This is a genomic window from Micromonospora parva, assembly GCF_000718515.1.
GTDB classification, from domain to species: domain Bacteria; phylum Actinomycetota; class Actinomycetes; order Mycobacteriales; family Micromonosporaceae; genus Micromonospora; species Micromonospora parva.
On record NZ_JNZS01000011.1, the window covers coordinates 74,304 to 98,378 of the forward strand.

The following is a 24,075-nucleotide window of genomic DNA, read 5'->3' on the forward strand; positions in this document are numbered from 1 at the left end:
GAAGTGCAAGATCGCCGGGTAGGGGGGCGGGGCGGGCGACGTCAGCGGGGTTGTTCGGCGTTGCGGGCGATGTTGCGGGCCATTCCGCCGAAGACCACAGCGTGGAACGGGGCCACCGATCCCCAGTAGGCGTGCCCGGCGAGGCCGCGTGGCAGGAAGACAGCGCGTTGCTGGTAGCGGCTGCGGCCGTCGTCGGTGGGTAGCACGCGCATCTCCAGCCAGGCCCGGCCGGGCAGCCGCATCTCGGCACGCAGTCGCAGCAACTCGCCCGGGACGATCTCCTCGACCCGCCAGAAGTCCAGCGCCTCACCGACCTGGAGGCGGTGCGGGTCGCGTCGACCCCGCCGCAGCCCGACCCCACCGACCAGCCGGTCCAGCCAGCCCCGGATCGACCAGGCGAGGGGGAAGGAGTACCAGCCGTGTTCGCCGCCGACGCCCTCGACGACCCGCCAGAGCGCCGCCGGTGGGGCGTCCACCACCCGCTCCCGGACGTCGGTGTAGGCGGTGCCGCCGGACCAGTCCGGGTCGCTGGGCAGCGGCTCGGCGGGCGCGTCCGGGCCGCTCGCGGTGGACCAGCGGGTCTCCACCTGGGCGTCGCGTACCTTGGCCAGCGCCAGCGCCACCGCCTGGTCGAACCCGGTCAGGCCGTCGGGCGGGTCCGGGACGTAGCGGGCGATGTCGTGTTCGTGGGCGACCGCCTCGTGGATCAGGCTCTCCACCAGCGGGCGGGCGATCTTGTTCGGCACCGGGGTGACCAGACCGACCCAGTGCGACGAGAGCGACGGGGTGAGCGGACGGACCGGCACGATGACGCGTCGGCGCAGCTCGGCCACCCGCGCGTAGCGCTGCATCATCTCGCGGAAGGTCAGCACGTCCGGCCCGCCGACGTCGAAGCCCCGGTTGACCTCGGCCGGCAGATCGGCGCAGCCGGCCAGGTAGCGCAGCACGTCGCGGACCGCTATCGGTTGGATCCGGTTGTGCACCCAACGCGGAGTGACCATGACGGGCAGTCGCTCGGTCAGGTAGCGCAGCATCTCGAACGACGCCGAGCCGGACCCGATGATCACCGCGGCCCGGAGCACCGCCGTGGGCACTCCGCTGGCCAGCAGGATCCGGCCCACCTCTGCGCGGGAACGCAGGTGCGGGGACGGCACCTCAGCATCGGAGGCCGGTTCCGGGCCGCCCAGGTAGACGATCCGCCGGACGCCGGCCGCCCGCGCCGCCGCCGCGAAGTTGGTCGCCGCCGCCCGGTCGGCCGCCTCGAAGTCGGACCGGCCCAGCGAGTGCACCAGGAAGTACGCGACGTCCACGTCGGCGAACGCGGCGGCCAGCGTCTCCGGTCGGCTCAGGTCGCCCTCGACGATCTCGGCCGCCGAGGCCCAGGGGACGTCGCGCAGCCGCACCGCCTTACGGGCGAGGCAGCGCACGGTGTGCCCGTTGGCGAGCAGCAGCGGCGTCAGCCGCCCGCCGATGTAGCCGGTCGCTCCGGTGACGAGGCATCTCACGGGTCCCAGTCTGCTGCCCCCTAGACTCGTTTGCTGTGGAGACCGAGACGAGCACCTTCTGGGGGCCGGATTTCGCCCAGCTCAGGGCCACCGATCCGGAGATCGCCGGGGTGGTCCTCGGCGAGTTGGACCGGTTGCGGGGCGGCCTGCAGCTGATCGCCAGCGAGAATCTGACCTCGCCCGCGGTGCTGGCGGCGCTCGGTTCGACGCTGACCAACAAGTACGCCGAGGGCTACCCGGGCCGGCGCTACTACGGCGGGTGCGCCGAGGTGGACCGGGCGGAGGAGATCGGCATCGCCCGGGCCAAGGAGCTCTTCGGGGCCGAGCACGCCAACCTCCAGCCGCACTCCGGGGCGAGCGCCAACCTGGCCGCGTACGCCGCGCTGGTGCAGCCGGGGGACACGGTGCTGGCGATGGACCTGCCGCACGGCGGGCACCTCACCCACGGCAGCCGGGTGAACTTCTCCGGCAAGTGGTTCCACCCGGTCGGCTATCCGGTCCGGCCGGACACCGAGCTGATCGACTACGACGAGGTACGGGACCTGGCACGGGCGCACCGACCGAAGTTGATCATCTGTGGGGCCACCGCCTACCCGCGCCTGATCGACTTCGCCCGGTTCCGGGAGATCGCCGACGAGGTCGGCGCGTACCTGATGGTGGACGCGGCGCACTTCATCGGCCTGGTCGCCGGCCGGGCGATCCCGTCGCCGGTGCCGTACGCCGACGTCGTCTGCGCCACCACCCACAAGGTGCTGCGTGGCCCGCGCGGCGGCATGATCCTGTGCCGCGAGTCGTTGGCGCAGCGGATCGACAAGGCGGTCTTCCCGTTCACCCAGGGCGGCCCGCTGATGCACGCGGTCGCGGCCAAGGCGGTCGCGCTGCGCGAGGCCGCCCAGCCCGAGTTCCAGACGTACGCCCGGCAGGTGGTCAGCAACGCCCAGGCGCTCGCCGCCGGGCTGGCCGACGAGGGGATGCGCCCGGTGTCCGGTGGCACCGACACCCACCTCGCCCTGATCGACCTGCGGGAGCTGGGGGTGACCGGCACCGAGGCCGAGCGTCGCTGCGACGCCGCCTCGATCACCCTGAACAAGAACGCGATCCCGTACGACCCGCAGCCGCCGATGGTGGCCTCCGGCATCCGGGTCGGCACACCGAGCGTGACCACGCAGGGGATGCGCGAGGGGGAGCTGCGCCAGGTGGCGACGATGATCGCCCGCGCGGTGCGCACCGATCCCGGCACTCCGGGCGGGGCTGACCAGCTGACCCGGCTCGGCGCCGAGGTGGCCGAGCTGGTCGCGACGTTCCCGGCGTACCCCCGTGGCTGAGCCCGGGGTGGTCGAGCCGGACACCGACCGGCGGTGGCGGCTGCGGCACCTGCCGGTGCTGCTGGCCGCGTCGGCGGTGCTGGCCGCGGTCGCCGCGCTGGTGGGCGGGGTGACCGGCGGCCTGACCGGGGCGCTCGGCGCGGCGGCCGGCGTGGGTGTCACGGTGTTCAGCTACACCCTGACCACTGTGGTGCTGGCCCGGGCCGACCAGATCAACCCGCAGTTGCTGCTGCCGCTCGGCGTGGGGCTGTACGTGCTGAAGTTCAGCCTGCTGGGTGGGGTGCTGGTGGCGGTGGCGTCGACCGGCTGGTCCGGGTTGATCCCGCTTTGCCTCGGCATCGTCGCCGGGGTGGCAGTGTGGACGGCGGTACACATCTGGTGGCTGACCACGGTGCACGCTCGTCGGGCGCACAGCTGACCTGACGGTCGTCCCACTTTTCGGACGCGCCGCAATGTGTCGGCCTCCGGTCATTTTCCGACGGGCGGAAGGGGAGTAGCGTGCCCACAGACGACGGCGCCCACGAGAAGCCCACACAACGACGGTTGTGCGGGGGGTGAGGCACAGCCTCGTCTTCCCGGCTGATATCGTTCGCCCCGTCATGGCTGGTGACCAAACCCCCCGTCCCGCCGGTGAACCGGACGATTATCCGTCCGGCGCCGGTCAGGGTTGGACCGCGCTCAGCTACCTCGTCGGAGGCATGCTCGTGTGGGGTTTCATCGGCTGGTTGGTTGACCAGTGGCTCGACACCGGTGGCGTCGCCACCGGCATCGGAGTCGTGCTCGGTATGGCCGGGGGGATCATCCTGGTCGTTCGCCGGCTCGGCACGCCAACTTAGGAAGGGACGCGGTGTTCGGACAGGCGAACGTTCTGGCAGCGGGCCAGGCGGGATTCCCACCCACGGTGGACGACTTCTACCTGCCCAGCATCCTGCCCTGGGGTCAGGACTCAATCTGGTTCACCAAGATCACGGCGATGGTCTGGATCGCGGTCGGCGTCCTGATCATTTTCTTCCTGGCGACCTACCGGAACCCGCAACTGGTACCGACGAAGAAGCAGTGGTTCGCCGAGTCGATCTACGGCTTCGTGCGCAACAACATCGCCGTCGACATGATCGGTCACCAGGGGGTGCGGTTCGCCCCGTACTTCACGACCCTGTTCTGCTTCGTGCTGCTGACGAACGCGTTCGCGATCATCCCGTTCTTCCAGATCTCGCCGAACTCGCACATCGCCTTCCCGGCGATCCTCGCGATCATCAGCTACGTGCTGTTCAACTACATCGGCATCAAGAAGCACGGCTTCGTCAAATACTTCAAGAACTCGCTGATCCCGCCGGCACCGTGGTACATCCTGCCGCTGCTGATCCCGATCGAGCTCTTCTCGACCTTCATCGTCCGGCCGTTCTCGCTCGCGGTTCGTCTCTTCGCGAACATGTTCGCCGGTCACATGCTCCTGCTGGTCTTCACGCTCGGCGGTTTCGCGATGCTGAGCGCCAACGCCTGGCTGGCTCCGGTCTCGGTGCTCTCCTGGGTGATGACCATCGCGCTCACCTTCCTCGAGTTCCTGGTGATCTGCCTGCAGGCATACGTCTTCACCGTCCTCACCGCCAGCTACGTGCAGGGCGCGCTCGCCGACGAGCACTGATCCACCGCACCAACCGTTGTCGTCCCGCGTGAGAGTCACGCGTGATAACCAGGAGGAACCACACCAATGGACGCTAGCGTTCTCGCCGAGGTCACCGGTAGCACCGCTGCCATCGGCTACGGCCTCGCCGCCATCGGCCCCGGCATCGGCGTCGGCCTGGTCTTCGCCGCCTACATCCAGTCGACCGCCCGCCAGCCGGAGTCGTCCCGGATGACCCTGCCGTACGTCTGGATCGGCTTCGCCGTCATCGAGGCGCTGGCGCTGCTGGGCATCGCCTTCGGCTTCATCTGGGCCGGTTCGGCTTCCTGATCCCGCCCCTAGACCGGGAGGCAATCATGTACTTCCTCGCCGCTGAGGGTGGTGAGTCCGCCCACAACCCGATCATCCCGCTCTGGCAGGAGGTCGTGGTCGGTTCGGTGGCCTTCGCCGTGCTCTGCTTCGTGTTGATGAAGTTCGTCTTCCCGCGCATGGAGCAGACGTTCCAGGCTCGGGTCGACGCGATCGAGGGCGGCATCAAGCGCGCCGAGGCCGCCCAGGCCGAGGCGAACCAGCTGCTCGAGCAGTACCGTGCCCAGCTCGCTGAGGCCCGGACCGACGCCGCCAAGATCCGTGACGACGCGCGGGCCGACGCCGAGGGCATCCGGCAGGACATCCTCGCCAAGGCGCGGGAGGAGTCCGACCGGGTCATCCAGGCCGGCAAGGACGCGCTCGCCGCCGAGCGGGCCACCATCGTGCGCGAGCTGCGCGCGGAGGTCGGCACCATCGCGGTGGACCTGGCCAGCAAGATCGTCGGCGAGTCGCTCGCTGACGAGGCACGGCGCAAGGGCACCGTCGACCGGTTCCTGAGCGGTCTCGAGAGCACGGGGGCCCGCTGATGCAGGCCGCCAGCCGGGAGTCGTACAAGATCGCGGCCGAGCGCCTCGACGAGTACGTCCGCGGCGCGGAGCCGTCGGCGGTGGCCTCCACCGCCGACGCCATCCTCTCCGTGGCGTCCCTGCTGCGGCGGGAGCCGCGGCTGCGTCGGGCGCTGTCCGAGCCGGCCCGTTCCGGTGCGGACCGCGGCGCGCTGCTCGGCGACATGCTGGGTGGGCGGATCGGCGCCGACGCGCTCGACCTGCTCGTCTCGCTGGTCTCCGGCCGTTGGTCGGCACCGTCGGAGTTGCTCGACGGCACCGAGCGCCTCGGCGTGGAGGCGCTGCTCGCCAGCGCCGACAAGGCCGGCGAGCTGGGCGAGGTCGAGGACGAGCTGTTCCGCTTCGGCCAGGTCGTGGCCGGTCAGCCGGCGCTGAGCAACGCGCTCGCCGACCCGGTCGCCCCGATCGAGCAGCGGGCCACCCTGGCCCGCGAGTTGCTCGCCGACAAGGCCCGTCCGGTCACCGTCCGCCTCGTCGAGGCGGCGCTCGGCGGGTTCGGGGGACGCTCCTTCAGCGGAGCGCTCACCCGGCTGGTCGAGCTGGCCGCCGACCGGCGTGACCGGCAGGTGGCGTACGTGACCGTCGCGGCCCCGTTGAGTGACGAGGACGAGCGTCGGCTGGGTGCGAGCCTCACCGCGATATACGGTCGAGAGGTGTCCGTCAAGCAGACGGTCGACCCCGCCGTCCTCGGTGGCGTGAGCGTCCGGGTCGGCTCCGACCTGTACGACGGCACCATCCTGCGCCGCCTCAACGAGACCCGCAACGCGCTCGCGAAGCGCTGAACGGCTTCGCCGCCCCGCGGCTGAGCGGCTCAGCCGCCCAGCGACTGAGCGGCTTCGCCGCCCAGCGCCCGGATTGACAGACGCCATTCGGACCGGTTGGTACTAGGTATCCCGGGCCCCTGAATTTTAAGGAAGCAGAGGATGGCCGAGCTGACCATCTCGACGGAGGAGATCCGCGGCGCCCTGGAGCGCTACGTCTCCTCCTACACGTCCGACGTCTCCCGCGAGGAGGTCGGCACCGTCGCCGACACCGGTGACGGCATCGCCCACGTCGAGGGCCTGCCCTCGACCAAGACCAACGAGCTCCTGGAGTTCGAGGACGGCACGCTCGGCGTGGCGTTGAACCTCGACGTGCGGGAGATCGGCGTCGTCGTCCTCGGTGACTCCGCCAAGCTGGAGGAGGGGCAGCGGGTCAAGCGCACCAACCGGGTGCTCTCGGTTCCGGTCGGTGACGCCTTCCTCGGCCGCGTGGTCAACGCGCTCGGCCAGCCGATCGACGGGCTCGGCGACATCGCCGACGAGGGCTACCGCGAGCTGGAGCTGCAGGCTCCGAACGTGATGTCCCGGCAGTCGGTGTTCGAGCCGCTGCAGACCGGCATCAAGGCGATCGACGCGATGACCCCGATCGGTCGGGGCCAGCGGCAGCTGATCATCGGTGACCGGAAGACGGGCAAGACCACCGTCGCCCTGGACGCCATCCTCAACCAGCGCGACAACTGGCGCACCGGCGACCCGAAGAAGCAGGTTCGCTGCATCTACGTCGCCATCGGCCAGAAGGCCTCCACCATCGCCTCGATCAAGGGGCAGCTGGAGGAGGCGGGCGCGCTGGAATACACCACCATCGTCGCCTCGCCGGCGTCCGACCCGGCCGGCTTCAAGTACCTCGCCCCGTACACCGGCTCGTCCATCGGACAGCACTGGATGTACGGCGGCAAGCACGTCCTGATCGTCTTCGACGACCTGAGCAAGCAGGCCGAGGCGTACCGGGCCGTGTCGCTGCTGCTGCGTCGCCCGCCGGGCCGTGAGGCGTACCCGGGTGACGTCTTCTACCTGCACTCCCGCCTGCTGGAGCGCTGCGCGAAGCTCTCCGACGAGCTGGGTGGCGGCTCGATGACCGGTCTGCCGATCATCGAGACGAAGGCCAACGACATCTCGGCCTTCATCCCGACCAACGTCATCTCGATCACCGACGGCCAGATCTTCCTGGAGACCGACCTGTTCAACCAGGGCGTTCGTCCGGCGATCAACGTCGGCACCTCGGTCTCCCGGGTCGGCGGCGCCGCCCAGGTGAAGCCGATGCGCAAGGTCGCCGGCTCGCTGCGGCTCAACCTGGCCCAGTACCGCGAGCTGGAGGCGTTCGCCGCCTTCGCCTCCGACCTGGACCGGGCCTCCCGGGCCCAGCTGGACCGCGGTGTCCGGCTGGTCGAACTGCTCAAGCAGCCGAACTACTCGCCGTACCCGGTGCAGGAAGAGGTCGTCTCGGTCTGGGCCGGCACCGAGGGCAAGCTGGACGACATCCCGGTGGGTGACATCCGGCGCTTCGAGGCCGAGTTCCTCCAGTACCTGCGGCACAAGCACGAGGGTGTGCTGGCCGGGATCGCCGACAACCAGTGGGGCGACGACATCGTCAGCTCGCTGGACACGGCGATCACCGAGTTCAAGCAGGTCTTCCTCAACAAGGACGAGGAGCGTCGGGTCAACGACGCACCGGCCGCCCCGCTTGAGGGCGACGAGAACCGCGAGACGGTGACCCGCTTCCGCGACGGCGCGACCGACCGCCCGGCCGAGAGCTGATCTGATGGCGGCCCAGGTACGCGTTCTTCGTCAACGGATCCGCTCGGCGAAGTCGATGAAGAAGATCACCAAGGCGATGGAGCTCGTGGCGACGAGCCGGATCGCCAAGGCTCAGGCCCGGGTGCAGGCGTCCCTGCCGTACGCCCAGGCCATCACCGGTGTGCTCACGGCGCTGGCGTCCAACGCGCGGATCGACCACCCGCTGCTCACCCCGCGCGAGCGGGTGCGGCGGGCCGGCGTCCTGTTGGTCACCAGCGACCGTGGCCTGGCCGGTGGTTACAGCTCCAACGCGATCAGGATGGCCGAGTCGCTGATCGCACGCCTCAAGGCGGACGGCAAGGAGCCCGTGCTCTACGTCATCGGGCGTAAGGGTGTCGGGTTCTACCGGTTCCGCGACCGGCCGATCGAGGCGAACTGGACCGGGTTCAGCGAGCAGCCGTCGTTCGAGGACGCCCGCGCCGTGGGTGAGACGCTGATCAAGGCGTTCACCGCCGGTGCGGACGACGTCGACGGCGGTGCCGGTGCGGACGGGGTGCTCGGCGTCGACGAGTTGCACATCGTCTACACCGAGTTCCACTCGCTCATGACGCAGAACCCGGTTACCAAGATCATTGGTCCGATGCAGGTGGAGGACCGGCCGCGCTCCGAGGGGCTGCTGCCGGCGTACGAGTTCGAGCCGGAGGCGGAGGCGCTGCTCGACGCGCTCCTGCCGAGGTACATCAACACGCGGATCTACGCGGCGTTGATCGAGTCGGCGGCGAGTGAGTCGGCGGCACGGCGGCGGGCGATGAAGAGCGCCACCGACAACGCCGAAGACATGATCGAGAAGTACACGCGTGAGATGAACTCGGCTCGCCAGGCCGGGATCACCCAGGAGATCAGCGAGATCGTCGGCGGCGCCAACGCGCTGGCCGCGTCGGGAAGTGAAGTGTGATGACTGCCCCAGTAGAGACCAAGACGGCCACGGGTCGCGTGGTCCGGGTCATCGGCCCGGTCGTCGACGCCGAGTTCCCGCGCGACGCCATGCCTGCCCTGTTCAACGCCCTGAACGTCACCGTGGACCTGTCCGGCGGTGAGAAGACGCTGACCCTGGAGGTCGCCCAGCACCTGGGTGACAACCTGGTCCGCGCCATCTCGATGCAGCCGACGGACGGCCTGGTCCGCGGCGCGGAGGTTCGTGACCGCGGCGAGCCGATCACCGTTCCGGTGGGCGACGCGGTCAAGGGCCACGTGTTCAACGCGATCGGCGAGGTGCTCAACCTCAAGGAGGGCGAGACCCTCACCCCGGACGACCGCTGGGGTATCCACCGCAAGGCCCCGGCCTTCGCGGACCTGGAGCCGAAGACCGAGATGCTGGAGACCGGCATCAAGGTCATCGACCTGCTCGCCCCGTACGTCAAGGGCGGCAAGATCGGCCTGTTCGGCGGCGCGGGCGTGGGCAAGACGGTGCTCATCCAGGAGATGATCACCCGTGTTGCCCGTAACTTCGGTGGTACCTCGGTCTTCGCCGGCGTGGGTGAGCGCACCCGTGAGGGCAACGACCTCATCGCCGAGATGACCGAGTCCGGCGTCATCGACAAGACCGCGCTGGTCTACGGCCAGATGGACGAGCCGCCGGGCACCCGTCTGCGGGTGGCGCTCTCCGCGCTGACCATGGCGGAGTACTTCCGGGACGTGAAGAAGCAGGAGGTGCTGCTCTTCATCGACAACATCTTCCGCTTCACCCAGGCCGGTTCGGAGGTGTCCACCCTGCTCGGCCGGATGCCGAGCGCCGTCGGTTACCAGCCGACCCTGGCCGACGAGATGGGCGAGCTCCAGGAGCGGATCACCTCCGTCCGGGGCCAGGCCATCACCTCGATGCAGGCGATCTACGTGCCGGCGGACGACTACACCGACCCCGCCCCGGCCACCACGTTCGCCCACCTGGACGCGACCACCAACCTGGAGCGGTCGATCTCCGACAAGGGCATCTACCCGGCAGTGGACCCGCTGGCGTCCTCGTCCCGGATCCTCGCCCCGGAGTTCGTCGGCCAGGAGCACTTCCAGGTCGCCACCGAGGTGAAGCGGATCCTGCAGCGCTACAAGGACCTGCAGGACATCATCGCCATCCTCGGTATCGAGGAGCTCTCCGAGGAAGACAAGATCACCGTGGCCCGGGCCCGGCGGATCGAGCGCTTCCTGTCGCAGAACACGTACGCGGCGGAGCAGTTCACCGGCGTTCCGGGCTCGACGGTCCCGATCAAGGAGACCATCGAGGCGTTCCGCAAGATCAGCGAGGGTGAGTACGATCACTTCCCCGAGCAGGCGTTCTTCATGTGCGGCGGTCTCGACGACCTGGAGAAGAAGGCTGAGGAGCTGATGAAGGGCTGACCAGCCCCATCTGATCCGCAACAAAAAGACTGCCCCGGCAATGCCGGGGCAGTCTTTTGTTCATGTTCGCGTCCTACCATCGTCGCGGTCCGTTACTCGTGGTCGGCACTTCCGCGACTGCCGAGCTACGGTTCGTTCCGCGCGCTCACCTGAACGAGCGTTGATCTTTGCAACCTTTCGAGGACGTGCGCCCGTCTTTCTCGTCGTGGGCGTAACGAACGGAGATGCTCGTGGGTAAGGCCGGCAAGCGTGGCCGCAAGCCGTCCATCTGGCGAGGTGTGCCACGGTGGGCCAGGATCTGCACGGTGTTCGGCGCCGTGCTGACAGTGCTCAGCGGTGCGGTGCTGGTTGGCACCGAGGTGCTCATGGCCCGCTACGAGGGGGCCGTCGGCAAGGCCGACCTGTTCGGCGACCAGGCGGCGGGTGCCCAGGCGAAGAAGAGCGAGATCAAGGGTCCGCTCAACATCCTGCTCGTCGGCATCGACCCGCGTACGCCGACGGCCGCGCCACTGGCCGACTCGATCATGGTGCTGCACGTGCCGGCGTCGATGGACCGGGCCTACCTGTTCTCGCTGCCGCGCGACCTCTACGTGCAGATCCCAGCGTTCAAGAAGGCCGAGTTCCCGGGCGAGACCACGAAGATCAACGCTGCCATGTCGTTCGGCAGCAGGGTGCCGGGGGCCAACCCCGACGCGGCACGGGGTTTCGAGCTGCTGGCCACCACAGTGCAGAAGGTGACCGGCATCAAGCGCTTCGACGCTGGCGCGATCATCAACTTCACCGGCTTCCAGAAGATCGTCGACGCCATGGGTGGCGTCGACATGTACATCGAGCGCGACGTGAGGTCCGAGCACAAGAAGCCGGACGGCACGCCGCGTCCGGGCAACACCCGTGGTGAGGGCTACGTCGGCCCGCAGGCGGTCTACAAGAAGGGCAACCAGCACCTGAGTGGGTGGCAGGCGTTGGACTACGTCCGGCAGCGCTACCCGAAGAACGGCGTTCCGGACTCCGACTACGGGCGGCAGCGCCACCAGCAGCAGTTCGTCAAGGCCATGGTCGGCCAGGCGTTCAGCGCCGACGTGGTGTCCAATCCCATCAAGCTGGACAAGGTGCTCCGCGCCGCCGGGCAGTCGCTGATCTTCAACGGTCGGGGAAACAGCGTGGTCGACTTCGGGATCGCCCTGAAGGACATCCGCCCGAACACCATCGAGATGATCAAGCTGCCCGGTGGTGGCGTCTTCGACGGTAAGAAGTACCTGGGTGAGCAGTTCAAGGAAGGGGTCCCGGACTTCTTCACCGCCCTGCACAACGAGCAACTCGACCCGTTCCTGCTCGAGCACCCGGAATTCGTCAACAAGGCCAAGTAGTCCCGGCGTCGTTGTCCCCACCCGCGTTGGGCGCGCCGCGCCGTCAGGCTAGACTTTCGGCAATCCGTAGCCGCAGCAAGGAGACAGCGTGGCACAGCAGCTTCACGTCGAGCTCGTCGCCGTCGAGGAGAAGGTCTGGTCCGGTGACGCCGAGATGGTCGTCGCCCGGACGACCGAGGGCGAGCTCGGTGTCCTGCCGGGGCACGCGCCGCTTCTCGGCCAGCTCGCCGAGCCCGGTCAGGTGCGCATCAAGCTCGCCGGCGGTGAGCAGGTCGCCTACGAGGTGGCCGGTGGCTTCCTCTCGGTGAGCGCCGACGGTGTCACCGTGCTGGCCGAGAGCGCTACCCCGGTCTCCGCGCAGAGCCGCTGAGCCACACCGGGGATGGAGATCGTCGAAGGTTTCGGAATCGGCGTTGTCGTCATCCTCGGCGCGCTTCTGATCCTCTTCGTCCGGCGAGCTCTGGTCACCCGCAGCGGTGGCATCATCCGGCTCAGCGTCCGGGTCTCCACCATGCTCGACGGCCGTGGCTGGTCGCCCGGCTTCGGTCGGTTCGTCGGTGACGAGCTGCGCTGGTACCGCATGTTCAGCTTCGCCATCCGGCCCAAGCGGGTGCTCTCCCGTAAAGGGCTGGCCGTGGAGCGCCGCCGGTTGCCCGAAGGTCAGGAACGATTCTCCATGCCGGCCGACTGGGTGATTCTCCGCTGTACCAGTCACCACGCACCGGTGGAGATTGCCATGGCGCGATCGACAGTTACCGGTTTTCTCTCTTGGCTCGAGGCCGCCCCTCCGGGGGCGGTCTCGCCGCGTATGGCCTCCCAGGACTGGCCTGCTGCCTGATCTGCTCTTCGGCCGGTTGCTCTTTCGGGTTTCCGGGGCAGCCCGCCCGGCTCCGGGCGGTCAGGCTTGATCCCTGCGCCGGGCGGGCTGCCCCGGAAACCCGTCCGCCACGCCGTGCGTCGTTCCGGCGTGGTTATCAATCCCCTGCCTTTGCCTGAGAAAGTCGAGTCTCGCCTGTTCAGTGGCCGGGCGCGGTGATCGACTCGGGTTTCTTGAAACCGTGGTGTCCTGGTGGCCAGGATGGCCCGACTTCATGGAACCCGAGTCGATCTAGACACTGAACCGTCAGGAGGTCAGCCCTGGCCGTGGCGGGGCGCCGGAGGACGAGTCGGCCTTGGCGACGCGTGGCAGCGGTCAGATCGGGAATCCCCCTCTTGACGTGGTGCGGAGTGCCGACGTTCAGCGCTTGCCGCCCGGCACCCATAGCACATCTCCTGCCGGATTTGCCGTTCTTGACAGGATAAAGAGCAGATCGGAGAGCCGGTTGAGATACTTTGCCGGGAGCGTGCTGGTTCGGTCCGGATCGTGGGCCACCAGCGCCCACGCCGCCCGTTCGGCACGCCGGGCGACGGTCCGCGCCACGTGCAGCAGCGCCGCGCCTGCGGTGCCGCCGGGGAGGATGAAGGAGTCGAGCTTGCTCAGGCGTGCGTTGTACTCGTCGCACCAGCCCTCCAGGCGCTCGACGTACTCCTCGGTCACCCGCAGCGGCGGGTACTTCGGCTCCGGCTCGACCGGGGTGGACAGGTCGGCGCCGACGTCGAACAGGTCGTTCTGCACCGACCCCAGCACGCCGCGAAGCTCCCCGTCGAGGTTTCCCAGCGCGAGGGCGACGCCGATCGCCGCGTTGCACTCGTCGACATCCGCGTACGCGGCGATCCGCGGATCGGTTTTCGGCACCTGCTCGTTGTTGCTCAGCCTGGTCATGCCGGCGTCGCCGGCCTTGGTGTAGATGCGCGTGAGGTGGACGGCCATGACGCACAGCCTACGGATACCCGACCTGACGATCCCGGCGCGGCCGGACAGCACCGCCGGCTGGCCGGTGGTGGTGGGCCCCGGCGACGCCGGCGATCCGGCGGTCAACGACGTCGACGTCATCCGGGTCCGCGGTGACGCCCGACTGGCCGGCACCGTGCACGTGGTCGGTGCCAAGAACTCGGCGTTGAAGCTGATGGCGGCGGCGCTGCTCGCCCCCGGCCGCAGCGTGATCACCAACGTGCCCCGGATCACCGACATCGCGATCATGGGGGAGGTGCTGCGCCGACTGGGCTGCGACGTCCAGTTCGACGCGGACGACCCGGTCGACCCGATGGTCGCTCGTGGTGGCGTGGCCCGGTCCCGGTCGGTGACGATCGACGTACCCGAACAGCCGGGCGCGGAGGCCGACTACGACCTGGTCCGCCGGTTGCGCGCGTCGATCTGCGTGCTCGGCCCGCTGCTGGCGCGCCGGGGGTACGTGCGGGTGGCCCATCCCGGCGGCGACGCGATCGGGTCGCGGGGGTTGGACATGCACATCTCCGGGCTGACCCGGATGGGCGCCGAGATCTCCGGTGAGCACGGGTTCGTCATCGCGTCCGCCCCGCACGGGCTGCGTGGCGCGGACATCATGCTGGACTTTCCCAGCGTCGGCGCCACCGAGAACCTGGTGATGGCGGCGGTGCTGGCCCAGGGCACCACGATGATCGACAATGCGGCGCGCGAGCCGGAGATCGTCGACATCTGCACGATGCTCAACCAGATGGGCGCGCGCATCGCCGGCGCGGGCACGTCCACGTTGCGGATCACCGGTGTGCCCGGTCTGCGCCCGGTGCGCCACGCCACGGTGGGGGACCGGATCGTTGCCGGCACCTGGGCGTTCGGCGCGGCGATGACCCGGGGCGACGTGACGGTGACCGGGCTGGACCCGGCCTTCCTGGAGGTCGCGCTGGACAAGGTGGTCGCCGCCGGCGGGCTGGTGGAGACGCGGGGGGACGGCTTCCGGGTACGGATGGACGAGCGGCCCCGGGCGGTGGACGTGGTGACGCTGCCGTACCCCGGCTTCGCCACCGACCTGCTGCCGATGGCGATCGGGCTGGCGGCGGTCAGTGACGGCGCGTCGCTGATCACCGAGAACATCTTCGACGGCCGGTTCATGTTCGCCAACGAGATGATGCGGCTCGGCGCGGACATCAAGACCGACGGGCATCACGCCGTGGTCCGGGGACGGGACCGGCTCTCCGGCGCCCCGGTGCGGGCCACCGACATCCGTGCCGGCGCGGGGCTGATCATCGCCGGGCTCTGCGCGGACGGGGTCACCGAGGTTTCCCACGTGCATCACGTCGACCGGGGCTACCCGGACTTCGTGGCCGACCTGCGGGCGCTCGGGGTGGCTGTCGAGCGGGGCACCACGCCGGAGGAGCCGGCGCTGGAGATCTGAGGTCGGCTCTCAGCGACCCGTCCCGACCGCCACTTAGCCATCGTTCAGGCTCGCCGACTAGGGTGCAGGCAGGCACTCAATCGCAGCGAGGGAGAAGCAGATGGCGGGTCGACTCGCGGTCGTCGGGGCCGGGCTGATGGGCTCCGGCATCGCCCAGGTGGCGGCGCAGGCGGGCTGGCAGGTGACGCTGCGCGACCTGGACGACGCGGCCACCACCCGGGGTCTGGGCGGCATTCGGAAGTCACTGGAGAAGTTCGCCGAGAAGGGCAAGATCGAGGCGTCCGAGGTCGAGGCGACGCTGGCGCGGATCACGCCGACCACCGACCTGGAGGCGGCGGCGGACGCGGACATCGTGGTCGAGGCGGTCTTCGAGCGCCTGGAGATCAAGCACGAGGTGTTCCGTGCCCTGGACAAGATCTGCAAGTCCGACGCGGTGCTCGCCACCAACACCTCGGCCATCCCGGTCACCCAGATCGCTGCGGTGACCGAGCGGCCCGAGGCGGTCGTCGGCACCCACTTCTTCTCCCCGGTGCCGATGATGCAGCTCTGCGAGCTGGTTCGCGGCTACAAGACCACCGACGCCACCCTGGACACCGCGCGGGCCTTCGCCGAGGAGATCGGCAAGACGGTCGTGGTGGTCAACCGGGACATCGCCGGTTTCGTCACCACCCGGCTGATCTCCGCCCTGGTGATGGAGGCGGTCAAGCTGGTCGAGTCCGGCGTGGTGTCGGCGGAGGACCTGGACACCGCCTGCCGGCTGGGCTTCGGGCACGCCATGGGTCCGCTGGCCACCACCGACCTGACCGGCGTGGACGTGCTGCTGCACGCCTCGAAGAACATCTACACCGACACGGCCGACGAGAAGTTCTTCCCGCCGGAGCTGCTCCAGCGGATGGTCACCGCCGGTGACCTGGGCCGCAAGACCGGCAAGGGCTTCTACACGTACTGAGGTGTGGCGGCCGGGGCGGTCAACCGCCCCGGCCGGCCGCTCAGCCGTCGCGCTTGGTGGTCCAGCGGAAGGTGGTCAGGCAGACCACCAGGCCGATCACGCACCACAGGGCGAGCACCAGCGCCACCCGGCCCAGCTCGAACGACCCGCCCGGCTCCTGGGCGCCGAAGCTTTCCGGCAGGAAGACCGCCCGCAGCCCCTGGCACATCCACTTGAGCGGGAACAGCGCCGCCACCTGCTGCATCCAGGTGGGCAGGTCGGTGAAGACGAAGAACACCCCGGAGATGAACTGAAGGATCAGCGAGACCGGGGTGACCACCGCCGAGCCGCTGCGGGCGGTGCGGGCCAGCGACGAGATGGCGATGCCGGACAGGGTGCACGCGGTCACCCCGAGCACGGCGACCCAGCCGAAGGTAAGCCACTTCCCGGCGGTGCCCGGCAGGTCGAGGTCGAACAGCGCCACCGCGAAGGCCAGCAGCAGCGCCGTCTCGGCGATGCCGATCACGATCACCATGATCACCTTGCCGGCGAACCAGACCCACTTCGGCATCGGCGTGCCCCGGTAGCGCTTGAGCACGCCCCGATCCCGTTCGACGGGGATCCAGATACCGAGGTTCTGGAAGCTCACCGTCATCAGGCCGGTCGCGATCATGCCGGTGATGAAGTACTGGGTGAACTTCACTCCGCCGCCGATCGTCCCGTCGAAGATCGACGCGAAGATCAGGATCATGATGACCGGGAACCCCATCGTGAAGACGACGGACTCCCGGCTGCGCAGGAACTGGGTGATCTCCAGTCGGCCCTGGCGCAGGGCGAGCGCGCCGGCGCCCGGCCGCCGGCCGCGGGTCGCGGTGACCGGCGTCGCCGGCTTCGTCGTGGTCGTCATCGCGAGTGTCCGATCATCGTGAGGTAGACGTCCTCCAGGGTCGGCCGGGTCACCGTGAGACCGGGGACCTCACCGCCGTGGCGCGCGGCGAGGTCGGCCACGAAGGCCGTCGGCGTCGCGGTCTGCGCGCTCTCCACTGTCCCTTCCGGGGTACGCCAGGAGACCGTGGCGAGGGCCTCCTGTCGATTGCCCAGCCGGTTGGGAGCGGCCACCTCCACCAGTCGACCGCCGGCGATCACGCCGACCCGGTCGGCGAGGGCCTCGGCCTCGTCCAGGTAGTGGGTGGTGAGCACGATGGTGGTGCCGGCGGCCGCGAGGTCGCGGATCAGCTCCCAGAACTCGCGGCGGGCCTCCGGGTCGAAGCCGGTGGTCGGCTCGTCGAGGAAGAGCAGCTCCGGTCGGCCGATGATGCCCAGCGCCACGTCCAGGCGGCGCTTCTGCCCGCCGGAGAGGGTGTGCGTCCGGGCCTTCGCCTTGCCGGCCAACCCGACCCGCTCGATCACCTTCGCCGGGTCGTCGGCGTCGGCATAGAAGCCGGAGAAGTGCCGAATCACCTCGGCCACTGTCAGCTCGTCGAACTCGCCGGTGCCCTGGAGCACGATGCCGACCCGGGAGCGCCAGTCGATGTCCGGGTGGGCCGGGTCCGCGCCGAGCACGGAGACCTCGCCGGCATCCCGGTGCCGGTAACCCTCCAGGATCTCCACGGTGGTGGTCTTGCCGGCGCCGTTCGGGCCGAGCAACGCGAACACCTCGCCGCGGTGCACGTCGAGATCCACGCCCGCCACCGCTACGTTGTCGCCGTACGCCTTGCGCAGCCCACGTACGGAGATGGCCAGCTCGTCATCCATGCCGTCCAGTGTGCGTCCTGACCCGGCCCGCATGGTGCCCGGGGTGTGGCGGTCCGCGCCACTGCGGGAACTTGACACCCGGACGTCCCCGACATGGACCTGTGTGGTTTTGCACAGCCCTTTTTACTGAACGGTAACTTAGACTCCGGCCATGGATGAGACGGCATTCCCGGGGCGGCTGCCCGAGCGGGACCGCCCGTGGGTGATGCGCACCTACGCCGGCCACTCGTCGGCAGCGGCGACCAACGCCCTCTTCCGCCGCAACCTGGCGAAGGGGCAGACCGGGCTCTCGGTCGCCTTCGACCTGCCCACCCAGACCGGGTACGACCCGGACCACGAACTCGCCGCCGGTGAGGTCGGACGGGTCGGTGTGCCGGTGGCCCACCTCGGCGACATGCGGGCGCTCTTCGACGGTCTCCCGCTCGCCGACACGAACACCTCGATGACCATCAACGCCCCGGCGATGTGGCTGCTCGCCCTGTACGGCACCGTCGGGCTGGAGCAGGGCGCCGACCTGACCCGCTGCGCCGGCACCACCCAGAACGACATCATCAAGGAGTACCTGTCCCGGGGCACCTACATCTTTCCGCCGGCGGCGTCGCTGCGGCTCACCGCCGACGTGGTGGCGTACACGCTGCGCGAGATGCCCCGGTGGAACCCGGTCAACATCTGCTCGTACCACCTGCAGGAGGCCGGCGCCACGCCCGTGCAGGAGGTCGGCTTCGCGCTGGCCACCGCGGTCGCCGTGCTCGACGCGGTCCGCGACTCCGGCCAGGTGCCCGCCGAACGGATGGGCGACGTGGTCCAGCGGATCTCGTTCTTCGTCAACGCCGGGGTGCGCTTCGTCGAGGAGATCGCCAAGATGCGCGCGTTCGGCGTGCTCTGGGACGAGATCACCCGGGACCGGTACGGGGTCACCGACGCCCGACAGCGGCGGTTCCGCTACGGCGTGCAGGTCAACTCGCTCGGCCTCACCGAGGCGCAGCCGGAGAACAACATCCAGCGCATCGTGCTGGAGATGCTCGGCGTGACGATGTCCCGTGACGCCCGGGCCCGGGCGGTCCAACTGCCCGCCTGGAACGAGGCGCTCGGCCTGCCCCGCCCCTGGGACCAGCAGTGGTCGCTGCGGATGCAGCAGGTCCTGGCGTACGAGTCGGATCTGCTCGAATATCCCGACCTCTTCGCCGGCTCGCACGTGATGACCGCGCTGGTCGACGACATCGTCACCGGGGCGCGGACCGAGCTGGACAAGGTGCTGGAACTGGGCGGTGTCGTCGCCGCCGTGGAGACCGGCTACCTCAAGAGCGCGCTGGTCGCCTCGCTGGCCGACCGTCGTCGCCGGATGGAGTCCGGTGCCGATGTGGTGGTCGGGGTCAACAGGTACACCGAGACCGAACCCTCGCCGCTGACCGCCGCCGGTGCGGGCGCCGTCGAACAGGTCGATCCCGCCGTCGAGGCGGCCGCCGTGGATGGCGTACGCCGGTGGCGGGCCGACCGGGAGGCGGCAGTGGTCGACGCGGCGCTGACCCGGCTCCGCGCGGACGCCGCGACCACCGCCAACCTGATGCCGGCGACAGTGGAGTGCGTGCGGGCCGGGGTGACCACCGGCGAGTGGGCCGGCGCGCTGCGCCAGGTCTTCGGCGAGTACCGGGCACCGACCGGCCTGGCCGGTGCGACCGGTGGCGGCGGGGAGCCGGGTCTCGCGGCGGTCCGTGAGCGGGTCACCGCCACCGCCCGCGAGCTGGGCAGCGGCCGGCTGCGGCTGTTGGTCGGCAAGCCCGGCCTGGACGGGCACTCCAACGGTGCGGAACAGATCGCGGTACGTGCCCGCGACGCCGGCTTCGAGGTGGTCTACCAGGGCATCCGGTTGACCGCGGGGCAGATCGTGGCCGCCGCGGTGGAGGAGGACGTCGACCTGGTCGGGCTCTCCGTGCTCTCCGGGTCGCACCTGGCCGCCGTGCCCGCGGTGCTCGACGGGCTGCGCGCCGCCGGACGGGCGGACCTGCCGGTGGTGGTGGGCGGCATCATCCCGGCCGGTGACGCGGACACCCTGCGGGCGGCCGGGGTCGCCCGGGTCTTCACGCCGAAGGACTTCGCCCTCACCGGCATCATCGACGACCTGGTGACGGTCATCCGTCGCGCCAACGACCTGCCCTGATCACTCGTCACCCCGGCGGGCCGGCGCGGGTCAGCGGCCGGCGTACGTCATGCAGTCGGCCATGTCGTTGTCCGGGCCGACCCTGATCGACGACGCGTGGCACTCCAACTGCTCGTTGTGCCGGCAGTCGGCGCGCTGGCAGGCGCCGACCTGCGCGATCAGGCTCTCCACACCGCCCTGCACCGGCGACTCGACGAAGGTGTGGCAGTGCGCGTGATCCATGCTGCCGATCGTGATCGCGAAGGCGTGGCAGTCACCTGACCTGTTGTACGCGCAGGCGGCGACCACGCATTCCTGGACTCGGGGCATCTCCAACGCTGCGGTCATGCCGACCTCCTCTAGGCTCCTGCCCCGATACTAGGCTTTTGTCGGCCTGACGAACCCCGGTACGGCGAGCCGCCCGCCGTCAGACGCGGAAGCCGGCGGCACGGGCAGCCTCCCGTTCACGACGTCGTTCGCCACGTCGGCGGATGAACCAGAAGATGAAGAAGGCCAGGCCGACCAGGAAGACGAGCACCAGCACCGGCAGGATGATCGCCACCAGGGAGACCACCACGCTGGTGGCGTCCTCGGCGGTGCTGGCCACCGGGGCGCCGAAACCGGCGGTGGCCGCGTTGACGACGGGCCGGGCCGCCGACTTGAGCAGGTGCACGCCCAGCGCCAGCAGTACGCCCGTGACGACCGGCACCCACTGGTGGGACGAGAAGAAGCTGCCCGGGTCGCTGACCGTCACCGTCTCCGACGAGGAGCCGGCACCGAAGGCCAGGCCACCGGCGGTGGGTCGGACCACTGTCTGCACCACGTCGTTGATGTGGTCGACCACTGGCACCTTGTCCGCCACCACCTCCACGGCGAGCAGTACGGCCATGATGACGATGACCCAGCCGTTGCCGAGCCAGGTCCAGCCGCTGGGCAGGTCGATCAGGTCGGTGTAGCGGCCGAGCAGACCGAGGATGAGCAGGGGTATGTAGGCGTTCAGCCCCGCCGAGGCGGCGAGACCGGTGCCGGTGAGGACTTCGAACACGATCTCAGCATCGCATCGACGCGCCAGTGCCGCTCGCTGGCGACCGGTGGGTGCTCGGCTACCCTCGTCGGGTGCGGTTGGTCATTGCGAAATGCTCGGTGGACTACGTCGGACGGCTCTCGGCTCACCTGCCGCTGGCCACCCGGTTGCTGATGGTGAAGGCGGACGGGTCGGTGTCCATTCACGCCGACGACCGGGCGTACAAGCCGTTGAACTGGATGAGCCCACCCTGCCGGCTGGAGGAGGCCCCCGGGGTGTGGCGGGTCGTCAACAAGGCCGGCGAGGAGCTGCGGATCACCCTGGAGGAGATCTTCCAGGACACCTCGTACGAGTTGGGGGTGGATCCGGGTCTGCGCAAGGACGGGGTGGAGGCGCACCTGCAGGAGTTGCTGGCCGCCAACCCGAGTGCCCTGGGTGAGGGGTTCACCCTGGTCCGCCGCGAGTACATGACGGCGATCGGCCCGGTGGACCTGCTCTGCCGGGACGCCAACTCCGGCTCGGTGGCCGTCGAGGTCAAGCGGCGCGGCGACATCGACGGGGTGGAGCAGTTGACCCGCTATCTGGAGTTGATGAACCGCGACCCGCTGCTCAGCCCGGTCGTCGGGGTCTTCGCCGCTCAGGAGATCAAGCCGCAGGCCCGGGTGCTCGCCACCGACCGGGGCATCCGCTGTGTGGTGGTGGACTACGACAAGCTGCGCGGCATCGTGAAGGACGAGCTGACCCTCTTCTGACCCCCGGCGCCTTAGGGCCTGTTTCGTAGGAACTGGCCGGCCTGCGGCGGGCCCGGACGACGACCGGCGGCGTTGCGGTTTCGTCCGGATACAACACCGGTATCCGGACGAAACCCCGCCTTGCCGGATCGCCGCCCGGACTCCGCCTCGGCTCGACCGCCCCTACGAAACAGGCCCTACCCGTTGCGCACCGCGATCAGCGACTTCGGCAGGCCGAACACCCGCTCCACCAGCATGGTGGAGTCGGGGAAGTAGTGCCGCATCTGCGAGCGGTCCAGCAACTCGGTCCAGAGCACCTGGTGGATGGCGGCGTCGTGGCTGCGGGTGGGCTTGTGCCCCAACGGCCAGCGGCGGGCGAACGCGGTGCGCAGCCGGACCGGCAGGAACTGCATGCCAGGCGCGATCCAGTGTGGCTCGATGGGGAAGTAGCGGTAGGGCGTCTGCACCCAGTGCCGGTCGGCAAGGGAGCGGGCGGCGGCGGCGAAGCGGATCCGGCGTTCGTGCCCGCCCACGTGCTCCAGCACGGAGTTCGAGAAGACCAGGTCGTAGCTGCCCTTGACGAGGTGCGGGGGCAGGTCGCAGGCGTCGGCCTGCTCGACGTGGGCCCAGTCCGGGACGACGGTGGGCGGCGACTCCAGGTTGACTACTGTCACGCGGGCCGGCCGGACGGTGGCCCGGTGCCAGGTGCCGAGCCGGCCACCGAGATCGACGACGTGCATGTCGCCGATGTCCGGGAAGGTGCGCGCCAGCCAGTCCGAGCGGTGCCGACGCCGTCGGGCGCTCCACGACTGGTCACTGTCGACAAGGCGGTAGCGCAATCGATTGGGGCCCATTTAACGCAATGTACCGCCGCGACCACGGCGTATAAACATGTGGATACGCCGATCCTTCTTGATGATCGGTTATCCGACACTTACCTCCCGTACATGACCTTGATGGCCTTGACGAGCCGGGCCACGTCGGTGGGGGTGCGGTCGAAGGTCATCGACGGCAGCAGCGACCGGGCGCGGCGTCGGGTGATCGCCTTGGTCCGACCGAACTCACGCAGGCCGTCCTCCCCGTGGATCCGGCCGAAACCGGAGTCACCGACACCGCCGAACGGCAGGGTGGACATGCCGGCGAAGGTCAGCGTGGAGTTGATCGACGCCATCCCGGAGCGCAGCCGCCGGGCGATGGACACCGCGCGCCGCCGGCCGAAGACCGAACCACCGAGGCCGTACGACAGGGCGTTGGCGCGGGTGACGGCCTCGTCGGCGTCGCGGACCCGGCTGATGGTCAGCGTGGGGCCGAAGGTCTCCTCGCGGACCGCGGCCGAGTCCTCCGGGACGTCCACCAGCACTGTGGGGTGGACGTACGGCGGCTGCACGGCGCTCGGGCCGCCGAGCACGGCGCGCCCACCGGACGTGATCGCGGCGTCGATGTGCCGACGGATCACGTCGATCTGCTGGGGCATGGTGATCGGGCCGATGTCGGTGCCCTGCGGCCCGACCGTCAGCCGACCGGCGCGGGCCACCACCTTGTCGACGAAGGTGTCGAAGACGGCGTCGACGGCGTACACCCGCTCGATGGCGATGCAGGTCTGCCCCGCGTTGGTCATGCCGCCCCAGACGCACGCCTCGGCGGCGGCGTCCAGGTCGGCGTCGCTGTCGACGATCATGGCGTCCTTGCCGCCGCCCTCGATGAGCACCGGGGTCAGCGACTCGGCGCAGGCGGCCATCACCTTGCGGGCGGTGGCGGTGGAGCCGGTGAAGGCCAGCTTGTCGACGCCGGAGCGGCACAGCGCTGCGCCCACGTCGCCCTGTCCGTGCACGGCGGTGAACACCGGCTGCTCGGGCACCACCTCGGCGAAGCTGTCCACCAGCCACTGGCCGACGGCCGGGGTGTACTCGCTCGGCTTGAGCACCACGCCGTTACCGGCGGCGAGGGCGTACGCGGCGGAGCCGATGGGCGTGAAGACCGGATAGTTCCACGGCCCGATGACGCCGACCACCCCGTACGGCTGGTACTCGAGGTGCCCGGAGAACTCGGCGAGGATGAGCCGGGACCGCACCCGGCGTGGGCCGAGCACGCGCCCGGCGTTACGGGCGGCCCAGTCGATGTGCTCGATCGCGGTGACGATCTCGACGATGGCGTCGGCGACGGGCTTTCCGCCCTCGACGTGCACCAACTCGGCCAACTGCTCGATGCGCGTGGCGAGCAGGGCGCGCCAGCGCAGCATCCGCTGACGGCGGCCGGTGAAGCCCAGGCTGGCCCACCACTCGCCGGCGGCGCGGGTGCGGGCGACGGCCTGCCGTACGTCGGCGTCGGTGGCGACCGGGAAGCGACCGGCCTCGACGCCGGTCGCCGGGCTGGTGGAGACCAACTGACCCGCTTCGATGACCGGAACGCCCGGGATATGCACTGCCGTCATGGCGGAAGTCTAGACCCGAGGATTACTCACCGGTAGGGTCGCCGATTCGGGGCCGGGGGGCCGGCGTCGCACCAACCCGGCCGATCGTTGATCAGTGCAGGTCAGCGTGGTGGTGGCGA

General features: G+C 69.7%; 25 protein-coding genes. 17 read left to right on the forward strand and 8 right to left on the reverse strand.

The annotated features are described in order from the left end of the window. Nucleotides 1-41: 41 nt before the first annotated feature. Nucleotides 42-1,505 carry an SDR family oxidoreductase gene (locus IF22_RS0117200; RefSeq protein ID WP_030333163.1) on the reverse strand — a complete coding sequence of 488 codons (1,464 nt, stop codon included), beginning with the start codon at nucleotides 1,503-1,505 and terminating at the stop codon, nucleotides 42-44. A gap of 35 nt (nucleotides 1,506-1,540) precedes the next feature. Between IF22_RS0117200 and IF22_RS0117205 the strand changes: the two genes are divergently transcribed. The 13 genes from IF22_RS0117205 to IF22_RS0117265 all read left to right on the forward strand — a co-directional run bounded on the left by IF22_RS0117205 (nucleotide 1,541) and on the right by IF22_RS0117265 (nucleotide 12,537). Next, complete coding sequence (locus IF22_RS0117205) at nucleotides 1,541-2,830, forward strand: serine hydroxymethyltransferase (RefSeq protein ID WP_030333165.1); 1,290 nt, start codon at nucleotides 1,541-1,543, stop codon at nucleotides 2,828-2,830. Next, nucleotides 2,823-3,248: a hypothetical protein gene (locus IF22_RS0117210; protein WP_030333167.1), complete on the forward strand. Its 426-nt coding sequence runs from the start codon at nucleotides 2,823-2,825 to the stop codon at nucleotides 3,246-3,248. Before IF22_RS0117205 ends, IF22_RS0117210 begins: the two co-directional genes overlap by 8 nt. Nucleotides 3,249-3,429: 181 nt before the next feature. Continuing rightward, complete coding sequence (locus IF22_RS0117215) at nucleotides 3,430-3,666, forward strand: AtpZ/AtpI family protein (RefSeq protein WP_030333169.1); 237 nt, start codon at nucleotides 3,430-3,432, stop codon at nucleotides 3,664-3,666. An 11-nt stretch (nucleotides 3,667-3,677) separates the two neighbouring features. Further along, nucleotides 3,678-4,472 carry a F0F1 ATP synthase subunit A gene (gene atpB, locus IF22_RS0117220; RefSeq protein WP_030333171.1) on the forward strand — a complete coding sequence of 265 codons (795 nt, stop codon included), beginning with the start codon at nucleotides 3,678-3,680 and terminating at the stop codon, nucleotides 4,470-4,472. A gap of 66 nt (nucleotides 4,473-4,538) precedes the next feature. Then, nucleotides 4,539-4,781, forward strand: a complete 243-nt coding sequence (locus tag IF22_RS0117225) for an ATP synthase subunit c family protein (RefSeq protein ID WP_030333173.1) — start codon at nucleotides 4,539-4,541, stop codon at nucleotides 4,779-4,781. 26 nt (nucleotides 4,782-4,807) lie between these two features. Then, entirely contained in the window at nucleotides 4,808-5,347 is a 540-nt protein-coding gene (locus IF22_RS0117230) for a F0F1 ATP synthase subunit B (protein WP_030333175.1), read from the forward strand. Continuing rightward, entirely contained in the window at nucleotides 5,347-6,168 is an 822-nt protein-coding gene (locus IF22_RS0117235; RefSeq protein ID WP_030333177.1) for a F0F1 ATP synthase subunit delta, read from the forward strand. The genes IF22_RS0117230 and IF22_RS0117235 overlap by 1 nt, the downstream gene beginning before the upstream one ends. A 141-nt stretch (nucleotides 6,169-6,309) precedes the next feature. Then, complete coding sequence (gene atpA, locus IF22_RS0117240) at nucleotides 6,310-7,962, forward strand: F0F1 ATP synthase subunit alpha (protein WP_030333179.1); 1,653 nt, start codon at nucleotides 6,310-6,312, stop codon at nucleotides 7,960-7,962. A gap of 4 nt (nucleotides 7,963-7,966) precedes the next feature. Then, complete coding sequence (locus IF22_RS0117245) at nucleotides 7,967-8,896, forward strand: F0F1 ATP synthase subunit gamma (RefSeq protein WP_030333181.1); 930 nt, start codon at nucleotides 7,967-7,969, stop codon at nucleotides 8,894-8,896. After that, entirely contained in the window at nucleotides 8,896-10,332 is a 1,437-nt protein-coding gene (gene atpD, locus IF22_RS0117250; RefSeq protein ID WP_030333183.1) for a F0F1 ATP synthase subunit beta, read from the forward strand. Before IF22_RS0117245 ends, atpD begins: the two co-directional genes overlap by 1 nt. Nucleotides 10,333-10,556: 224 nt before the next feature. Continuing rightward, entirely contained in the window at nucleotides 10,557-11,699 is a 1,143-nt protein-coding gene (locus IF22_RS0117255) for an LCP family protein (protein ID WP_030333184.1), read from the forward strand. A gap of 88 nt (nucleotides 11,700-11,787) precedes the next feature. Further along, a complete protein-coding gene (locus IF22_RS0117260) occupies nucleotides 11,788-12,069 on the forward strand; it encodes a F0F1 ATP synthase subunit epsilon (protein WP_030333186.1) in 282 nt (93 codons plus the stop codon). A 12-nt stretch (nucleotides 12,070-12,081) separates the two neighbouring features. Further along, entirely contained in the window at nucleotides 12,082-12,537 is a 456-nt protein-coding gene (locus IF22_RS0117265; RefSeq protein ID WP_030333188.1) for a DUF2550 domain-containing protein, read from the forward strand. A 399-nt stretch (nucleotides 12,538-12,936) separates the two neighbouring features. On the opposite strand, the gene IF22_RS0117270 is transcribed toward IF22_RS0117265, so the two are convergent. Then, the gene (locus IF22_RS0117270) at nucleotides 12,937-13,509 is read right to left on the reverse strand and encodes a cob(I)yrinic acid a,c-diamide adenosyltransferase (RefSeq protein WP_030333190.1); all 573 of its coding nucleotides are present in this window, start codon (nucleotides 13,507-13,509) and stop codon (nucleotides 12,937-12,939) included. Between IF22_RS0117270 and murA the strand changes: the two genes are divergently transcribed. Both murA and IF22_RS0117280 read left to right on the forward strand, forming a co-directional pair. Continuing rightward, nucleotides 13,508-14,950: a UDP-N-acetylglucosamine 1-carboxyvinyltransferase gene (gene murA, locus IF22_RS0117275; protein WP_030333192.1), complete on the forward strand. Its 1,443-nt coding sequence runs from the start codon at nucleotides 13,508-13,510 to the stop codon at nucleotides 14,948-14,950. The two genes, IF22_RS0117270 and murA, sit on opposite strands and share 2 nt — an antisense overlap. A gap of 100 nt (nucleotides 14,951-15,050) precedes the next feature. After that, the gene (locus tag IF22_RS0117280; protein WP_030333194.1) at nucleotides 15,051-15,899 is read left to right on the forward strand and encodes a 3-hydroxyacyl-CoA dehydrogenase family protein; all 849 of its coding nucleotides are present in this window, start codon (nucleotides 15,051-15,053) and stop codon (nucleotides 15,897-15,899) included. A gap of 40 nt (nucleotides 15,900-15,939) precedes the next feature. On the opposite strand, the gene IF22_RS0117285 is transcribed toward IF22_RS0117280, so the two are convergent. Both IF22_RS0117285 and IF22_RS0117290 read right to left on the reverse strand, forming a co-directional pair. Continuing rightward, entirely contained in the window at nucleotides 15,940-16,785 is an 846-nt protein-coding gene (locus tag IF22_RS0117285) for an ABC transporter permease (protein ID WP_030333195.1), read from the reverse strand. Continuing rightward, complete coding sequence (locus IF22_RS0117290; protein ID WP_030333197.1) at nucleotides 16,782-17,633, reverse strand: ABC transporter ATP-binding protein; 852 nt, start codon at nucleotides 17,631-17,633, stop codon at nucleotides 16,782-16,784. Before IF22_RS0117290 ends, IF22_RS0117285 begins: the two co-directional genes overlap by 4 nt. Nucleotides 17,634-17,784: 151 nt before the next feature. Between IF22_RS0117290 and IF22_RS0117295 the strand changes: the two genes are divergently transcribed. Beyond that, nucleotides 17,785-19,791 carry a protein meaA gene (locus IF22_RS0117295; RefSeq protein ID WP_030333199.1) on the forward strand — a complete coding sequence of 669 codons (2,007 nt, stop codon included), beginning with the start codon at nucleotides 17,785-17,787 and terminating at the stop codon, nucleotides 19,789-19,791. A 30-nt stretch (nucleotides 19,792-19,821) separates the two neighbouring features. Here IF22_RS0117295 and IF22_RS0117300 read toward each other — a convergent pair whose 3' ends face one another. After that, complete coding sequence (locus tag IF22_RS0117300; RefSeq protein WP_030333201.1) at nucleotides 19,822-20,118, reverse strand: DUF1540 domain-containing protein; 297 nt, start codon at nucleotides 20,116-20,118, stop codon at nucleotides 19,822-19,824. A 79-nt stretch (nucleotides 20,119-20,197) separates the two neighbouring features. Continuing rightward, nucleotides 20,198-20,815, reverse strand: a complete 618-nt coding sequence (locus tag IF22_RS0117305) for a DUF4126 domain-containing protein (protein WP_030333202.1) — start codon at nucleotides 20,813-20,815, stop codon at nucleotides 20,198-20,200. Between the two features lie 71 nt (nucleotides 20,816-20,886). Between IF22_RS0117305 and nucS the strand changes: the two genes are divergently transcribed. Beyond that, nucleotides 20,887-21,546 carry an endonuclease NucS gene (gene nucS, locus IF22_RS0117310; protein WP_030333204.1) on the forward strand — a complete coding sequence of 220 codons (660 nt, stop codon included), beginning with the start codon at nucleotides 20,887-20,889 and terminating at the stop codon, nucleotides 21,544-21,546. A 176-nt stretch (nucleotides 21,547-21,722) separates the two neighbouring features. Here the strand turns inward: nucS and IF22_RS0117315 are convergent, their stop codons facing one another. Together IF22_RS0117315 and IF22_RS0117320 are read right to left on the reverse strand one after the other, a co-directional pair. Next, nucleotides 21,723-22,379, reverse strand: coding sequence for a methyltransferase domain-containing protein (locus tag IF22_RS0117315; RefSeq protein WP_030333206.1), 657 nt, complete (start codon nucleotides 22,377-22,379; stop codon nucleotides 21,723-21,725). 80 nt (nucleotides 22,380-22,459) lie between these two features. Next, nucleotides 22,460-23,956: an aldehyde dehydrogenase family protein gene (locus IF22_RS0117320; RefSeq protein WP_030333208.1), complete on the reverse strand. Its 1,497-nt coding sequence runs from the start codon at nucleotides 23,954-23,956 to the stop codon at nucleotides 22,460-22,462. Nucleotides 23,957-24,075: the final 119 nt, after the last annotated feature.

Bases quoted from the DNA above. Each gene is read 5' to 3' on its own strand.
- IF22_RS0117215 (WP_030333169.1), top strand. From the start codon at position 3,430: ATGGCTGGTGACCAAACCCCCCGTCCCGCCGGTGAACCGGACGATTAT.
- IF22_RS0117225 (WP_030333173.1), top strand. From the start codon at position 4,539: ATGGACGCTAGCGTTCTCGCCGAGGTCACCGGTAGCACCGCTGCCATC.
- IF22_RS0117230 (WP_030333175.1), top strand. From the start codon at position 4,808: ATGTACTTCCTCGCCGCTGAGGGTGGTGAGTCCGCCCACAACCCGATC.
- IF22_RS0117235 (WP_030333177.1), top strand. From the start codon at position 5,347: ATGCAGGCCGCCAGCCGGGAGTCGTACAAGATCGCGGCCGAGCGCCTC.
- atpA (WP_030333179.1), top strand. From the start codon at position 6,310: ATGGCCGAGCTGACCATCTCGACGGAGGAGATCCGCGGCGCCCTGGAG.
- IF22_RS0117245 (WP_030333181.1), top strand. From the start codon at position 7,967: ATGGCGGCCCAGGTACGCGTTCTTCGTCAACGGATCCGCTCGGCGAAG.
- atpD (WP_030333183.1), top strand. From the start codon at position 8,896: ATGACTGCCCCAGTAGAGACCAAGACGGCCACGGGTCGCGTGGTCCGG.
- IF22_RS0117255 (WP_030333184.1), top strand. From the start codon at position 10,557: ATGCTCGTGGGTAAGGCCGGCAAGCGTGGCCGCAAGCCGTCCATCTGG.
- IF22_RS0117265 (WP_030333188.1), top strand. From the start codon at position 12,082: ATGGAGATCGTCGAAGGTTTCGGAATCGGCGTTGTCGTCATCCTCGGC.
- murA (WP_030333192.1), top strand. From the start codon at position 13,508: ATGACGCACAGCCTACGGATACCCGACCTGACGATCCCGGCGCGGCCG.
- IF22_RS0117270 (WP_030333190.1), bottom strand. From the start codon at position 13,509: ATGGCCGTCCACCTCACGCGCATCTACACCAAGGCCGGCGACGCCGGC.
- IF22_RS0117280 (WP_030333194.1), top strand. From the start codon at position 15,051: ATGGCGGGTCGACTCGCGGTCGTCGGGGCCGGGCTGATGGGCTCCGGC.
- IF22_RS0117285 (WP_030333195.1), bottom strand. From the start codon at position 16,785: ATGACGACCACGACGAAGCCGGCGACGCCGGTCACCGCGACCCGCGGC.
- IF22_RS0117290 (WP_030333197.1), bottom strand. From the start codon at position 17,633: ATGGATGACGAGCTGGCCATCTCCGTACGTGGGCTGCGCAAGGCGTAC.
- IF22_RS0117295 (WP_030333199.1), top strand. From the start codon at position 17,785: ATGGATGAGACGGCATTCCCGGGGCGGCTGCCCGAGCGGGACCGCCCG.
- IF22_RS0117300 (WP_030333201.1), bottom strand. From the start codon at position 20,118: ATGACCGCAGCGTTGGAGATGCCCCGAGTCCAGGAATGCGTGGTCGCC.
- IF22_RS0117315 (WP_030333206.1), bottom strand. From the start codon at position 22,379: ATGGGCCCCAATCGATTGCGCTACCGCCTTGTCGACAGTGACCAGTCG.
- IF22_RS0117320 (WP_030333208.1), bottom strand. From the start codon at position 23,956: ATGACGGCAGTGCATATCCCGGGCGTTCCGGTCATCGAAGCGGGTCAG.